Source organism: Mycolicibacterium arseniciresistens (assembly GCF_030519285.1).
Lineage (GTDB): Bacteria > Actinomycetota > Actinomycetes > Mycobacteriales > Mycobacteriaceae > Mycobacterium > Mycobacterium arseniciresistens.
Window position 1 is genome coordinate 1 of record NZ_JAUMSQ010000016.1, and the last position, 13,560, is coordinate 13,560.

The following is a 13,560-nucleotide window of genomic DNA, read 5'->3' on the forward strand; positions in this document are numbered from 1 at the left end:
GCTCAACGGAACTCCGCTCGCGCCGCCGCCGGACGCACCGTCGCCGCCGGCACTTCTGCCCGCGGACGGGGCGGTGCCGGCCACCCCGAGTGCGTTCGACGGTGACGGGCCCGCGGTGGCGTTCCAGCGCTACGACCCGCGCACCGGTCAGTACCTCACCGCTGACGGGCAACTGCGGACGCAGACCAACCTCGTGGGTGCGGAAAAGTCGTGGAAGGACATGCTGCCGAGCTGATCTCGCCCGCGAGCCGCTGCATGTCGCGGCGGTCCCGCGGACCCGGGAAGCGCACCACGGTGGTGCGCCCGCGTTCAGCGGCTGATGCGCTCGACCCGTACCGGCAACTCGAAGTCGAGAACCGCATTGCGGCCGCACGATCCGCTCGGCGCCTTGGTGATGTTGCGGCCCTGGAGAAAATCCGTCGACACGATACGCTGCTCGGTCACCGGGTCGAAGCCGAAGATGAGGAATGTCTGGTGCGCGCGCGCGAAGGTGCCGTCGGGACACGGCGCCCACTTCGGGATGTCGTGCTCGATGAACCAGAAGTCGTCGAGGCGGGCGGAGCCGGTCCAGCCGAGACTGCTGGTCACCGTGCCGGTGCACTCGATCGGACTGACGCAGCTGGTGTTCACGGTCCAGGTCTGGGTCTCGCTCGGTACGTCGAACAGAACCTCGTCGCGGCGTGCCCATTCACCGTCGGAGAACACCCGGTAGGTGCCGTTGAGTGCGACCTCCCGTGCGGCGTCCGCGGGCGCCGCCGCGACGACGCCGCCAAAGAGGGTTGCCACGGACATCGCCGTGGCGCCGAGCACTCGGTCTACGCGCATGGCCACCAGCATAATTCGCCGCTGGAGCTTGGCTCTCCGAAAGCGAGAATTTGATTACTCCTTGTGTGAAGATGTTCTGATGCGATCCATCGTCGCGGTACTTGCTGCGTGGGCGACTCCAGTGGCGGCGGCGGCGACCCTGATGGCGCCGCAGGCGGCGGCACAGCCGCAGATCCCTCCGCCGATCCCGCCGGCCGGGGCGCCGTGCAACAACCCGAACTGCACACCCGGTATCGCACCCAACATCGTGCTCGGCTCCTACTGCAACAACAGCACCTACTACGCGTTCGGCGTGACGTCGTGGGGCCGTCTGGTGTTCTGCGGTTCCGCCCGGCGGTACGAACCCCGCTGGTTCCGGTCACCCGAGATGCACGGGGTGAAGAACCAGTACGACTTGTGCCCCGAGTTCGTCGGCGAGGTCGCCCAGGCTCCGGACGGTCTGTTCCTCACCTGTGTCGCGATGAACAACCGCGCCTACTGGGAGCGCGGCGATCTGCCTCTGCGCGGCACCGAGTGAGCGCCGCCGCCCCCTGAAAGGGGCAGCGGCGCCACCGATCACGACACCGGCGTGTACTTGATGTTGATCTCGGTCAGGCCGCGGAGGATGAACGTGGGCTCGTACTCGTAGCGGCGGGCATCGGCCGGCCCGTGCTTCTCCTCGTCGATGGTGATGTCGGCCATCCGGTCGAGGATCCGCTCGATGGACACCCGGCCCTCGACACGGGCCAGCGGCCCGCCCGGGCAGGAGTGCACGCCGCGCCCGAAGGCGATGTGCTCGCGGACGTTCTTGCGGTCGAGGTGGAACTCGTGCGGATCGTCGAACCGGTTGGGATCGCGATTGACCGCACCCGGACAGACCATCACGATGGTGCCGGTCTTCACCTCGGTGTCGCCGACCTTGGCCGGCCTCTTGGCGAGCCGGAACTGACTCTTCACCGGGGCGTCCATCCGCAACGACTCCTCGACGAATGTCGGGATGCGGCTGCGGTCCTCGCGCAGCGCCTGCTGGATCTCGGGATGGTCGCCGAGCACCCGCATGGAGGCGGACAGCAGCTTGGTGGTGGTCTCCTGGCCCGCGGCGAACAGGAACGTCGCCGACCGCGCCACCTCGATGAGTTCCGGCGTCGATCCGTCCGGGTACTTCGACGTCGCCAGCCCGGTCAGGACGTCGTTGCGCGGGTTCTGCCTACGGTCGGCGAGGTAGGAGATGAACTTGTCGTCGAGCCACTCGAGCGGGTTCAGGCCGACGTTCGCGCCGTCGAGCCGCCCGACCTGGGTCTCCGGCCGCGGTGCGCCCAGCACGTTGCGGAACTCCTCGTGGTCCTCCTCGGGGACACCGAGCAGGTCGGCGATCACCAGCAGTGAGAACGGCTTGGCGTACGAGGACAGGAACTCGCACGAACCTGCCTCGATGAAGTCGTCGAGCACCTCGTCGGCGAGGCGCCACATGAAGTCCTCGTTCTCCTTGAGCCGCTTGGGGGTCAGCAGCCGGTTCAGCAGCGACCGGGCGTCGGTGTGCTCGGGCGGGTCCATGGTGACCATGTGCTCGAACATCGGCAGCTGCGACCGGTTGGCGGCGATCTGCGCGGTCAGGTCGTCGCCCTCCGGGGTGAACGGCAGGGGCGGGAACGGGCCGCCGAGCGCGATGCAGGAGGAGAAGGTGTCGCTGTCCTTGAGGACCGAGTTGGCCGCCTCGTAGCCGGTGATGGCCAGCACGCCGTAGTGCGGCTCGGGCTGGACGGGGCACTTGCTGCGCATGTGGTCGTAGTACGGGTGCGGATCGGGCACCAGCGACGGATCGGTGAAGTAGTCGATGGTGTCGAAGTCGGTCATCTGGGGGCGTCCCTTCGAGAAACTGAACACTGCGGTGGCGCGACAGGGAGTCGGCGCTCTGGGCTGAAAGTGCTGAGCATCTGCTTAGCATGCCGTAGGGTCGTGGTCAAGGTCACAGCGCCCGACGGCGGCTACTATCCCGGTGTCCACCAGTCATTCCGACGGAAGGTGTTGCGACGTGGCTTCTCCGCGCCGAATCGGGGCGCCCGACGCCAGGAACCGGGTCGTGCTGCTCGAGGCCGCCGAGCAGTTGATGATCGACGAGGGCTACGCGGCGGTGACGTCGCGGCGCGTCGCCGAGAAGGCCGACCTCAAACCGCAGCTGGTGCACTACTACTTCCGCACCATGGACGAGCTGTTCCTGGCGCTGTTCCGGCGTCGTGCGGAGCAGGGTCTGGAGGCGCAGGCGCGGGCGCTGGCGTCGCCGCAGCCGCTGTGGGCGCTGTGGCGCTTCATGACCGATCCGTCGGCGACCCGCCTGACGCTCGAATTCATGGGCCTGGCGAACCACCGCAAGGCATTGCACGCCGAGATTGCGCTGTACGCGCAGCGGGCCCGTGAGGAGCAGACCAAGGCCATGAAGGTGGTGCTGCAGAACTACGGGGTCGACACCTCGACGGTGCCCGCCGTGGTGTGGACGTTCTTCGCCACCGGCGCCTCACAGGTCCTGGTGTTCGAGCGCAGCCTCGGGATGTCACTGGGCCACTCGGAGATCGTGTCGTTCCTCGAAGACCAGATCCGTGCGATCGAGGGGGATCCGATGCCCCTCGAGTCACCAGGGGCGGATTGAGCAGAGCGCGCCCTTCGGGCCGGCATCTGTCTTGACCACGACGCCGTCGACGGCGAGAACGCAGTGGAAGTTCGCCTGCTCGGTCGTGTAGAACGTGGTGGCCGTGACCATGGCCCACTGATCCGGATCGGCGAGCATGACGTCCAGCGTCCACATCTGGTCCGGCCCGAGGGCCGCCCAGGTCTTCGGGCTGAACTTGTACGAATTGTGGCTGTACTCCGCCCAGTTCGGGGGATCGACGTTGCGGTAGTAGATCTCCGCCTCGGGCACCGGCACCTCGGTGAAGACGGTGTACTTGACGTGATGCATCACCCGGGGCGGCGGCGGTGCGGGCTGGGCGTTGGCCGAACCGACCATCGACATCATGGCGGCGGCCGCCGCGGCGGTGGCGACGGCGGGCCGGATCGGGAACAGCATTATCGAATATTAGAACAGGACTTCCACCGATAGCGCCGTTTGCCCGAGCAGCTCAGTACAGATAGATCGCCAGCACCGCGGCCCACAGCACCACCAGCCAAGCGTCGGTGGCCCAGCGCAGCCACCGCGGCCCCGTCCTGACCTCCATGAAGTACCGGATGATCAACCGGCCCTTGATGAATCCCAGCGCGATCACCGCAAGCGTGATGGGGATGCTGGCCACCGCGTCGTGGTCGCCGTGGGCGGGTGCGAGCCACCAGGACGCGACGGTGATCGCCGACAGCACGATCCAGGCGACCGTGACCGCCCGGTCAGCCGACGCCCTCGGAGCGGCGGCCGGGAAAGCGTCGATGGTCACGGGCTCACCTCATCACGTAGAGCAGGGCGAAGATGACGATCCACAGCAGGTCGACCATGTGCCAGTAGACGGCGCCGGACTCGACCATCGACATCCTGCGGCGGTGCGGGTCGCGCAGCTCGCGGACGACGATGCCGATGATCAGCAGGCCCAGGGCGACGTGGAACAGGTGGATGCCGGTGAGCATGTAGTAGAACGACCAGAATTCGCCGCTGCCCAACGTGTGGCCCGCAGCGATCTTGACCGACCACTCGTAGGCCTTGATGCCGATGAACAACACTCCGCACGCCGCGCCGCCGTACGTCCACCGCAGGGCGGCGAACGGGTCGCCCGCCCGCGCCGCCACCACGCCGCGGGCGATGAACCACGAACTCGTCAGCAGCACAAGGGTGTTGAGCACACCCACGTTGAGAGTGAGGTCCTGCTGGGCGTGCAGGTACTCCTGCGGCGCCATCGCCCGGTGCACCATGAAGATCACGAAGTAGGCGCCGAAGATGATGAGGTCGCCCAGCACCATCACCCACATCGCGCCGTCGCCGGGCAGGTGCGGTCTCGTATCGGTGGCGGGTGCGGTCACGGCGCTGTGCCGGGTGTCTGTCATGGCCGGCCTCAGTCCAGCGGCAGTTCGTCGGCGGGCTGTTCCTCGGTGGCCTTGCGGAGGAAGAAGATGACGCAGGACAGCCAGAAGCCGAAGATCAGCGTGCCGGACCAGAAGGCCATCGACCCGTTCCAGGAGAACGGCCCGGCGCCCACCACGAAGAGCGGCGCCGCCATGATCTCGGTGACGATCTGCCAGACGGTGACGTAGGCCAGCCACTTGGGGAAGACGCCGTTGCGGTCGTAGAGGATGGCGATCGCGAAGCCGAAGTAGGCCGCGGCGAAGCAGCCGAGCGATCCGACGTAGGACAGGCAGCCGAGGTCGTAGAGCAACGCCAGCAGTTCGGGGTCGCGGTCGGGCCGCAGCGCCGCCGTCAGGAAGCAGAACGCCACCAGCAGGCAGCCGGGCAACGCGCCGACGGCCATGCCGCCCATGTAGAGATACGCGCAGACCGAGCCGGCCGTCATCCGTTTCATGTGGTAGACGACGATCCCGTTGGCCACCCCCGCGCCGCCGACGATGAGGATGAGCAGGCCGAAGCCGATCTGGATGGTCAGCTGGTGCGCGGCGAAGAACTCGGCCTTCTGCGCGGTGGTGACGTCGGGCCGCGGCGGGGGCATGGTGCGCGCCAGCGCGAAGAAGATGACGCCGAACGCGGTGTAGAACGCGGGCACGATCCAGAACACGATCCAGATGTCGCGCTTGCCCGCCGACGGTGGTACCCGAGCGGCCGCGCCGGGCTGCTCAGGAGGCCGCTCGGCGGGTGAGGTGACCGTGCTCATCGTGCGGGCACCGCCGCGTCGCGCTCCTCGGCGGCCTGCCTGCGCAGGACGGAGCGCAGCACGAAGAACATCACCACCACGAAGGCGGCGAACGCGCCGTTGCGCAGCCAGAACGACACCACGCCGTCCCAGGCCAGCGGTCCGGTGGTGACCACCGCCGCGGCCGCGGCGGGCGCCATCGCCAGCCCCGTCGCCAGCGAGTAGTGCCCGACCCAGCGCGGGAACACCGGCCGCGGACCGCTGTCGAAGTACACGGCCAGCGCCAGCAGCAGGTTCTGGGCCACCAGCATGCCGACCGGTGCGATGAAGATGATCCAGGCCATGTCGTTGAGCAGCTGCACCAGCTCGGGCCCGCGGTCCGGACGGAACGCGGCCACCAGGTAGAAGATGTCGGCGAGCGCGAAAATCGTTGCGCCGCTGACGACTGCGGTCAGGTAGCAGTAGGCGAGCACATGACTCTGGCCTGCCATCCGCTTCATCTGGACGACGATCACTAGGAACAACGGCAGCAGCATGATCGCGCACAGGTTGAACGTGATCATGCTGAACCGGATCATCGCGGCGTTGTCCCGGTAGAACGCCGCGACCTCCTCGGCCGGCAGTGTCGGCGACATCGGCGGGAAGAAGCCGGGGAAGGCGGCGAACGCGACGAGCAGAACCACCGCGGCCGCCAGCGCCGCCCACAGGCTGACCGATTGGGTGGTGACGTCGGCGGATCGCGGCGAGCTGTCGGTCTCGGTGAGGGTCATCGAACCTCGATGCGTTGCGACGGTGGGCGGGTCGCGCTGAACGCGGCCCTAGCCGGTCGGCTAGTCAGCCACGGTAGCCGATCGGCTACCCGCCGGGCAACGGTGGGTTCAGGTCGACAGGATGGTGGCCGATGCCGTGCCGGGCGCGCCGTACACCTGAGCCAGCCCGACCCTTGGCTCCCCGGGGACCTGTCGATCGCCGGCCTCGCCGCGCAGCTGGCGCACCAACTCGTGCACCTGGCGCAGCCCCGACGCGCCGATCGGCTCACCGTTGGCGATCAGGCCGCCGTCGGTGTTCACCGGGATCGACCCGCCGATCTCGGTGGCGCCGTCGGCCAGCAGCTTCTCCTGCTCGCCGTCGGCGCACAGGCCCGTCTCGGCCATGTGGATCACCTCGGCGCCGGCGTCGGTGTCCTGGAGCTGCGCCACATCGACGTCCTCGGGCCCGATCCCGGCCTGCTCGTAGGCCGCGCGGGCGGCGTACACCGTGGGGGAGACGTCCTCGTCGAGCGGCGCGGACGTGGCGTGCACCTCGTAGGCGCCGAACGTCCTGGTGCGGATCTCCGTGGCCTTCACGTACACCGGCTTGTCGGTGTAGCGGTGCGCGATGTCGCCGCGGCACATGATGACCGCCGCCGCACCCTCGTCGGGGGCGCAGAACATGAACTGGCGCAGCGGATAGTTGAGCACCGGTGAGGCCATGATCTCGTCGATCGAGATCTCCTTGCGGCGGAACGCATTCGGATTCAGCGCGCCGTTGCGGAAGTTCTTGTTGGCCACGCGGGCCAGCGTCTCCTCGGAGATTCCGTGCTTGTGCAGGTAGTGATTGGCCTTGATGCCGAAGAACTTGGTGGTGACGAACTGCCCGTTCTCCGCATACCACTGCGGCAGCGCGAGTTTGGCCGGATCGTCGGTGAACGCGCCGCGTGGGTGCTTGTCCAACCCGATCGCGATGCCGATGTCGTACTTGCCCAGCCGGATGGTGTCGGCGGTCTGCTGAATCGCGCTGGCGGCGGTGGCGCAGGCGTTGAACACGTTGGTGAACGTGATGCCGGTCAGACCCACCAGGCGGGTGACCGCGTCGGGATTGGAGACCTCGTAGCTGCCGCCGAAGCCGAACTGGATGTCCTTCCAGTCCAGCTTCGCGTCGGTCAGGGCGCTCTGGATCGCCTCGGCGCCCATCTCCATCGCGGTCTTGTCGAAGCGGCCGAAGGGGTGCAGACCCACGCCGATGATCGCCACGTCGTTCATGTCTCGACTGTTCCTCTCTTACGCGGGGTCAGACCGGCTGGAAGGCGAAGGTGATGATCTCCTCGCCGTCCTCGTCCTTGGTGAACGGGATCATCGTCAGCTCGACGGCCATCCCGAACTGCAGCTTGGCCGGATCGTTCTCGGTGAGCCGGCCCTCCACCCGGATGACGTCGTCGAGTTGGACGAGGCCCACGCCGAACGGCACGAAGTCCTTACCGGTCGGTCCCTTGTAGGGGGCGCCGGGCGGGAAGCCCTGGGTGGTCCAGGCGACGAGCGTGCCCTGCCGCGGCAGCAGCGCGTCGGACATCTCGGCGCTGCTGCACTTCGGGCAGCGCGCCTGCACCGGGAAGGCGGTGGCGCCACATGCGCCGCAGGTGCTGCCGATCAGCTGGGGTTCACTGTCCGGCCAGGTCGAGATCTCGGGCGCGAGCGCCTTCGCCATGACGTCCTCCTGTGTCCACGGGGTCGCCCAGCGCCTATGCGACGCCGTGCATGTGGCTGACAATAATTGGAAATGGCGTTCTCGTCTAGGGAGAACATGTTCCGGTGAGCGGGTCTACCGCGCGCGCTTCATCACCTTGTCCGCGGCCTGCCAGTGCGCGTCGGAGACCCACAGTCGGGCGAAGGCGGCGACGGCCTCGGTGGTGGTGACACCGTTGACCACCCGTTTCACCTCGGCGGCCGGCGCGGTGGCCAGCGCCTGGGCGATGGCGCGCCAGTCGGCGTCGAAGGAGGCGCGCGGCAGCACCCGGTCCACCAGGCCGATCCGTTCGGCCTCGGCGGCCTCGAGCACGGTGCCCGCGCCCGCCAGCATCAGCGCACGACCCCTGCCGACCAGGGCGGCGAGCCGCTCGGCGCCGCCCCAGGCCGGCATGATCGCCAGCGTCACCTGGTTGAAGCCGATCTTGATGTCGTCGGCCGCCAGCCGGATGTCCGCGGCGACCGCAACCTCGGCGCCGCCGCCGAGGGCATGGCCGTTGAGCGCCGCGATCACCGGGCCGGGGAAGGCGGCGATCCGGTCACAGATCGCCCGCATCCGCCATGCCATCGCCGAGGCGTCGATTTCGGTGCGTAGGGCACTGAGTTCCTTGAGGTCGCCACCGGAGACGAACGCGCGGTCGCCGGCGCCGGTGATTGCGAGCGCACGCGCCTCGACGGTCGTGTCTAGGGTGTCGAGCGCCTTCTCGAGCTGGCCCATCGTCTCCAGGGAGATGGCATTGCGGGCGTGCGGGCGGTCGATGGTGATCACCGCAAGTCCGTTGGTCACCTCGAGGTCGATCATCAGACGTTCTCCCAGCACGGTATTGGCATTCTCGCCAGCGGAGAATAGCATCGCCATCGAGCTGGAGGTGCTGGGCAAGCGTGCGAAACATCCCTGTTGAGCTGACCGAACGCTACGAGGCGGAAGGGTGGTGGACCCGCGAGACGCTCGGTGAGATGCTCGCCCGCGGTCTGACCGCGAGCCCGGACACCGGCTTCTGGGTGCACTCGTCGGTCCGGCCCTATGCCGGCACCTTCGCCGACGTCGAACTGCGGGCGCGGCAACTGGCGGCGGGACTGCGGCGGCGCGGCGTCGGTCCGGGCGACGTGATCGCCCTGCAGCTGCCGAACTGGATGGAGGCCGCCGTGGCCTTCTGGGCCTCGGCGTTCCTCGGCGCGGTCGTGGTGCCGATCGTGCACTTCTACGGCCGCAAGGAACTCACGCACATCCTGGGTACGGCGCGGCCCAAGGTCTTCATCACGGCCGAGGAGTTCGGCCGCATGCAGTTCCAGCCCGACCTGTCCGCCGACGTCCCGATCGTCGGGCTGGTCGGCACCGACGGCTTCGACGCGCTCTTCGACGACGAGCCGCTGGTCGGCACCGTGCCCACCGACCCGGCGAGTCCTGCGCTGATCGCGTTCACCTCCGGCACCACCCGCGATCCCAAGGGCGTGGTGCACAGCCATCAGACCCTCGGCTTCGAGACCCGCCAGCTGCTGGCGAACTATCCGCCCGACCGCGGCAGGCAGCTGACGGCGACACCCGTTGGCCACTTCATCGGCATGGTCGGCGCCTTCCTGATCCCGGTGCTCGAGGGTGCGCCGATCGACCTGTGCGACGTCTGGGACCCCGGCAAGGTGCTCGACCTCATCGAGACCGAGGGACTGTCGATCGGCGGCGGCCCGCCCTACTTCGTCACCAGCCTGCTCGATCACCCGAAGTGCACCCCCGCCCACATGGCGAACTTCAGCACCGTGGGCCTCGGCGGCTCGACGGTGCCCGCCGCGGTGACCCGGCGGCTGGCCGACATGGGACTGTTCGTCTTCCGCTCCTACGGCAGCACGGAACACCCGTCGATCACCGGCTCGCGGCGCACCGCATCGGAGGCCAAGCGGCTCTACACCGACGGCGACGTGCGACCGGGGGTGGAGATCAAGCTGACCGACGAGGGCGAAATCCTCTCTCGGGGGCCCGATCTGTGCCTCGGCTACACCGACGACGAACTGACGGCGAAGGCCTTCGACGCCGACGGCTGGTACCACACCGGCGACGTCGGCGTTCTCGACGAGGACGGCTACCTGACCATCACCGACCGCAAGGCCGACGTGATCATCCGCGGCGGGGAGAACATCAGCGCCCTCGAGGTCGAGGAGGTGCTGCTGGCGATGCCCGCGGTGGCCGAGGCGGTGGTGGTCTCGGCGCCCGACGAGCGGCTCGGCGAGCACGTCGCCGCGGTGTTGCGGATCAAGGCCGGTCAGACGATGCCCAGCCTCGATGAGGTCCGCTCCCACTTCGGGCGGGCGGGTGTGGCGCGGCAGAAGTGTCCGGAGGAGTTGCACGAGGTTCCCGAGGGGCAGGACTACCCGCGCACCGCCAGCGGCAAGGTGCAGAAAGTCCTCATCAGGGCCCAGATCCACCGACGAGTGGCAACCGCCGCTGCGCAGGGCGTTGCAGCGGCAACCGAATGAGAATACGATTCTCCCAATAAGCAAAGGAGCATTTCATGGGACAACTCTCGCATCGGGTCGATATCCCGTTCCCGCTGTTCGACGCGGACAACCACCTCTACGAGCCGCCGGAGGCGATGACCAAGTACCTCCCCAAGGAGTACAAGGACGTCGTCCAGTACGTCGAGGTCAACGGGCGCACCAAGATCGCGATCAAGGGCCAGATCAGCAACTACATCCCCAACCCGACGTTCTCGCACGTCGCGAAGCCCGGTGCTTGGGAGGAGTACTTCAAGTTCGGCAACCCCGACGGCAAGAGCAAGCGGGAGCTGTTCGGTGAGCCGATGCGGTCCATCCCGGCGTTCTTCGAGCCCGGTCCGCGCCTCGAGCTGATGAACGAGCTGGGCATCGACCGGAGCCTGATGTTCCCGACGCTGGCCAGCCTCATCGAGGAGCGGCTCCGCGACGACCCGATGGCCATCCACGTCATCATCCACTCGCTGAACGAGTGGCTGCACGAGGTCTGGGGGTTCAACTACCAGAACCGCATCTTCGTCACCCCGGTGATCACGCTGCCGATCGTGGAGAAGGCCATCGAGGAACTGGAGTGGGCGGTCAAGCGTGGCGCCCGCGCCATCCTGGTCCGGCCGGCGCCGGTGCCCGGCTTCCGCGGCCCGCGGTCCTTCGCGCTGCCCGAGTTCGACCCCTTCTGGCAGAAGTGCGTGGACTACGACATCTTCGTCGGCATGCACTCCTCCGACAGCGGCTACTCGCGCTACACCTCCGAGTGGGATGGCGTCGCCCAGGAGATGCTGCCGTTCCAGACCAACGCGATGAACATCCTCAACGAGTGGCGCCCCATCCAGGACGCCGTGGCCTCGTGGGTCATCCACGGTGCGCTGTTCCGGTTCCCGAAGCTCAAGGTGGGCATCGTCGAGGCCGGATCGAAGTGGATGTTCCCGCTGCTGGACTCCATGTCCGAGGTCTACAAGAAGGCGCCGGAGGCCTTCCCGGGCAACCCGATGGAGGAGATCAAGAACCGGATCTACGTCAGCCCGTTCTACGAGGAGGGCATCGACGACCTGATCAACCTGATCGGCGTCGACCAGGTGCTCTACGGTTCGGACTGGCCGCACCCCGAGGGGCTGGCCGAGCCGACCCACTACGTCACCGCACTCGAGCATCTCTCGATGGAGGACCAGGCGAAGATCATGGGCGGCAACCTGGGTCGTCTCGTCACTACGTGACCTACGTTCCCACCTGGCAGACCATCCCCGAGATGGTCGCCAGCGCGGCGGACCGTTTCGGCGACGCAGAAGCAGTCGTCGACGGTCCGCTGCGCCTCTCATACGTCGAGCTCGTCGAACGGGTCCGCCGCGCCGCGGGCGCCTTCCGTGATCTCGGGGTGGCCAAGGGCGATCGGGTGGCGGTGTGGGCCCCGAACTCCGCCGAGTGGATCATCGCCGCGTTCGGACTGGTGACCGCGGGCGGCGTGCTGGTCCCGGTCAACACCCGCTTCAAGAACGACGAGGCGGCCGACGTCATCGGCCGCAGCGGCGCCAAAGCCGTTCTGGTGCAGCAGGGTTTCCTCGGCACCGAGTACGGCGCTCCGGCCGGTGTCCCGGTGATCGATCTGAAGTCCGGCTTCCTCGACAGCGGCGAGCCGTTCGAACAAGAGATCAGCGGCACCGACATCGCCGACATCATCTACACCTCCGGGACCACCGGTCGCCCCAAGGGCGTGATGATGAACCACCTGCAGACGCTGCGGATGTACGAGGAGTGGTGTGACCTCAACGATCTGCGCCAGGGTGACCGCTACCTGGCCGTCAATCCGTTCTTCCACACCTTCGGCTACAAGGCCGGGTGCATCGCCTCTCTGATCCGCGGCGCCACGATCCTGCCGGTCCCGGTGTTCGACGTCGACGTCGTGGTCGACATCATCGAGCGCGAGCGGATCACGATGCTGCCGGGCCCGCCGACGCTGTATCACTCGCTGCTCGCGGTGCCGGACAAGTCGAGGCTGGCGACGCTGCGCGCGGGGGTGACGGGTGCGTCGGACATCCCGGTGGAGCTGATCCGCCGTATCCACGACGAGCTGCCGTTCGCGTCGGTGAACACCGGCTACGGCCTCACCGAATGCGGCACCGCCACACTGTCGCGGCCAGGCGACTCGTTCACCGACATCGCCACCACGGTCGGCGTCGCCTGCGACGGCATCGAGGTCGCGATCGCCGACGACGGCGAGGTCCTGGTGCGCGGCTACAGCGTGATGCAGGGCTATCTCGACGACCCGGCCGCCACGGCGGAGGCGATCGACGCCGACGGCTGGTTGCACACCGGCGACCTCGGCACGCTCGACGATGCCGGCCGTCTGCGCATCGTCGGACGCAAGAAGGACATGTTCATCGTCGGCGGCTTCAACGCCTACCCGGCCGAGATCGAGGGCTTCCTGCTCGAGCACCCGGCGGTCGCACAGGTCGCCGTCATCGGTGTGCCCGACGAGCGGATGGGTCAGGTCGGCAAGGCCTTCGTCGTACGCTCCGACCGGACACCGGCGCCGACGGCCGAGGAACTGATCGCGTGGAGCCGGGAGCGGATGGCGGGTTTCAAGGTGCCGCGCTCGGTGGAGTTCCTGGACCGACTGCCGCTGAACGCGACGGGCAAGGTCATGAAAGACCAGCTGCGCTCTCCGGCGAACGTCGGTGACGAACCGGGGACGCAGGCCGGCGTCGGAGCCGAGCGGCGATGAGTAGGGTGGCGTCGACAAACGAGAATGGGAACGCCATTCTCATCCGGCTGCGTCAGGTGGGACCGGTCAGACAGACAAGACGAGGAGGTCGCTGTGCCTTCGTTCAGGCGTAAGGCGTCGGTCACCGACGCCGGCTCGGCTCCGGTCAGCGGGCCGCCGACGGACAAGGCATCGCCCGCGGACGCGCAGGACCATCCCGATCCGGCGCTTGCGCAGATCCTCGCCGAGGAAGCCGAGGCCGAAGCGGCCGAGGCGGAGGCGGCAGTGGCCGCCGCCC

15 protein-coding genes and 2 pseudogenes are annotated in these 13,560 nt (G+C 67.9%); 7 read left to right on the plus strand and 10 right to left on the minus strand.

Going from position 1 to position 13,560, the window contains the following annotated elements; genetic code table 11:
- Positions 1–235, plus strand: a pseudogene (locus Q2100_RS04090) (MCE family protein); the annotation flags it as partial.
- A 74-nt stretch (positions 236–309) separates the two neighbouring features.
- Here the strand turns inward: Q2100_RS04090 and Q2100_RS04095 are convergent.
- A complete protein-coding gene (locus Q2100_RS04095) occupies positions 310–825 on the minus strand; it encodes an Rv2253/PknI dimerization domain-containing protein (RefSeq protein WP_302912926.1) in 516 nt (171 codons plus the stop codon).
- A gap of 79 nt (positions 826–904) precedes the next feature.
- On the opposite strand from Q2100_RS04095, the gene Q2100_RS04100 reads away from it, so the two are divergent.
- Positions 905–1,342 carry a hypothetical protein gene (locus Q2100_RS04100; RefSeq protein ID WP_302912927.1) on the plus strand — a complete coding sequence of 146 codons (438 nt, stop codon included), beginning with the start codon at positions 905–907 and terminating at the stop codon, positions 1,340–1,342.
- A 38-nt stretch (positions 1,343–1,380) separates the two neighbouring features.
- Here Q2100_RS04100 and Q2100_RS04105 read toward each other — a convergent pair whose 3' ends face one another.
- Positions 1,381–2,658 (minus strand): cytochrome P450, encoded by a 1,278-nt coding sequence (locus tag Q2100_RS04105; RefSeq protein ID WP_302912928.1) that lies wholly within the window; start codon positions 2,656–2,658, stop codon positions 1,381–1,383.
- Positions 2,659–2,836: 178 nt separating this feature from the next.
- Between Q2100_RS04105 and Q2100_RS04110 the strand changes: the two genes are divergently transcribed.
- Positions 2,837–3,448, plus strand: a complete 612-nt coding sequence (locus Q2100_RS04110) for a TetR/AcrR family transcriptional regulator (RefSeq protein ID WP_302912929.1) — start codon at positions 2,837–2,839, stop codon at positions 3,446–3,448.
- On the opposite strand, the gene Q2100_RS04115 is transcribed toward Q2100_RS04110, so the two are convergent.
- The 8 genes from Q2100_RS04115 to Q2100_RS04150 form a co-directional block, all read right to left on the minus strand.
- Positions 3,431–3,865 carry an Rv2576c family protein gene (locus Q2100_RS04115; protein WP_407667571.1) on the minus strand — a complete coding sequence of 145 codons (435 nt, stop codon included), beginning with the start codon at positions 3,863–3,865 and terminating at the stop codon, positions 3,431–3,433. The two genes, Q2100_RS04110 and Q2100_RS04115, sit on opposite strands and share 18 nt — an antisense overlap.
- A gap of 52 nt (positions 3,866–3,917) precedes the next feature.
- Positions 3,918–4,223, minus strand: a complete 306-nt coding sequence (locus tag Q2100_RS04120) for a cytochrome C oxidase subunit IV family protein (protein WP_302912930.1) — start codon at positions 4,221–4,223, stop codon at positions 3,918–3,920.
- Positions 4,224–4,227: 4 nt separating this feature from the next.
- Entirely contained in the window at positions 4,228–4,824 is a 597-nt protein-coding gene (locus Q2100_RS04125) for a cytochrome c oxidase subunit 3 family protein (RefSeq protein ID WP_302912931.1), read from the minus strand.
- An 8-nt stretch (positions 4,825–4,832) separates the two neighbouring features.
- Positions 4,833–5,603: a hypothetical protein gene (locus Q2100_RS04130; protein ID WP_302912932.1), complete on the minus strand. Its 771-nt coding sequence runs from the start codon at positions 5,601–5,603 to the stop codon at positions 4,833–4,835.
- The gene (locus Q2100_RS04135) at positions 5,600–6,352 is read right to left on the minus strand and encodes a hypothetical protein (protein ID WP_302912933.1); all 753 of its coding nucleotides are present in this window, start codon (positions 6,350–6,352) and stop codon (positions 5,600–5,602) included. The genes Q2100_RS04130 and Q2100_RS04135 overlap by 4 nt, the downstream gene beginning before the upstream one ends.
- A gap of 108 nt (positions 6,353–6,460) precedes the next feature.
- Entirely contained in the window at positions 6,461–7,603 is a 1,143-nt protein-coding gene (locus Q2100_RS04140) for a thiolase family protein (RefSeq protein ID WP_302912934.1), read from the minus strand.
- Positions 7,604–7,631: 28 nt separating this feature from the next.
- A complete protein-coding gene (locus tag Q2100_RS04145) occupies positions 7,632–8,045 on the minus strand; it encodes a Zn-ribbon domain-containing OB-fold protein (RefSeq protein ID WP_269893462.1) in 414 nt (137 codons plus the stop codon).
- Positions 8,046–8,159: 114 nt separating this feature from the next.
- Positions 8,160–8,885, minus strand: coding sequence for an enoyl-CoA hydratase/isomerase family protein (locus tag Q2100_RS04150; protein ID WP_302912938.1), 726 nt, complete (start codon positions 8,883–8,885; stop codon positions 8,160–8,162).
- Between the two features lie 80 nt (positions 8,886–8,965).
- Here Q2100_RS04150 and Q2100_RS04155 point away from each other — a divergent pair, with 80 nt between their 5' ends.
- The 4 genes and pseudogenes from Q2100_RS04155 to Q2100_RS04170 form a co-directional block, all read left to right on the plus strand.
- Positions 8,966–10,552 (plus strand): AMP-binding protein, encoded by a 1,587-nt coding sequence (locus Q2100_RS04155; protein ID WP_302912935.1) that lies wholly within the window; start codon positions 8,966–8,968, stop codon positions 10,550–10,552.
- 35 nt (positions 10,553–10,587) lie between these two features.
- A complete protein-coding gene (locus tag Q2100_RS04160; RefSeq protein ID WP_269893460.1) occupies positions 10,588–11,778 on the plus strand; it encodes an amidohydrolase family protein in 1,191 nt (396 codons plus the stop codon).
- Positions 11,775–13,283: a FadD3 family acyl-CoA ligase gene (locus Q2100_RS04165; RefSeq protein WP_302912936.1), complete on the plus strand. Its 1,509-nt coding sequence runs from the start codon at positions 11,775–11,777 to the stop codon at positions 13,281–13,283. Before Q2100_RS04160 ends, Q2100_RS04165 begins: the two co-directional genes overlap by 4 nt.
- Positions 13,284–13,376: 93 nt before the next feature.
- Positions 13,377–13,560, plus strand: a pseudogene (locus tag Q2100_RS04170) (hypothetical protein); the annotation flags it as partial.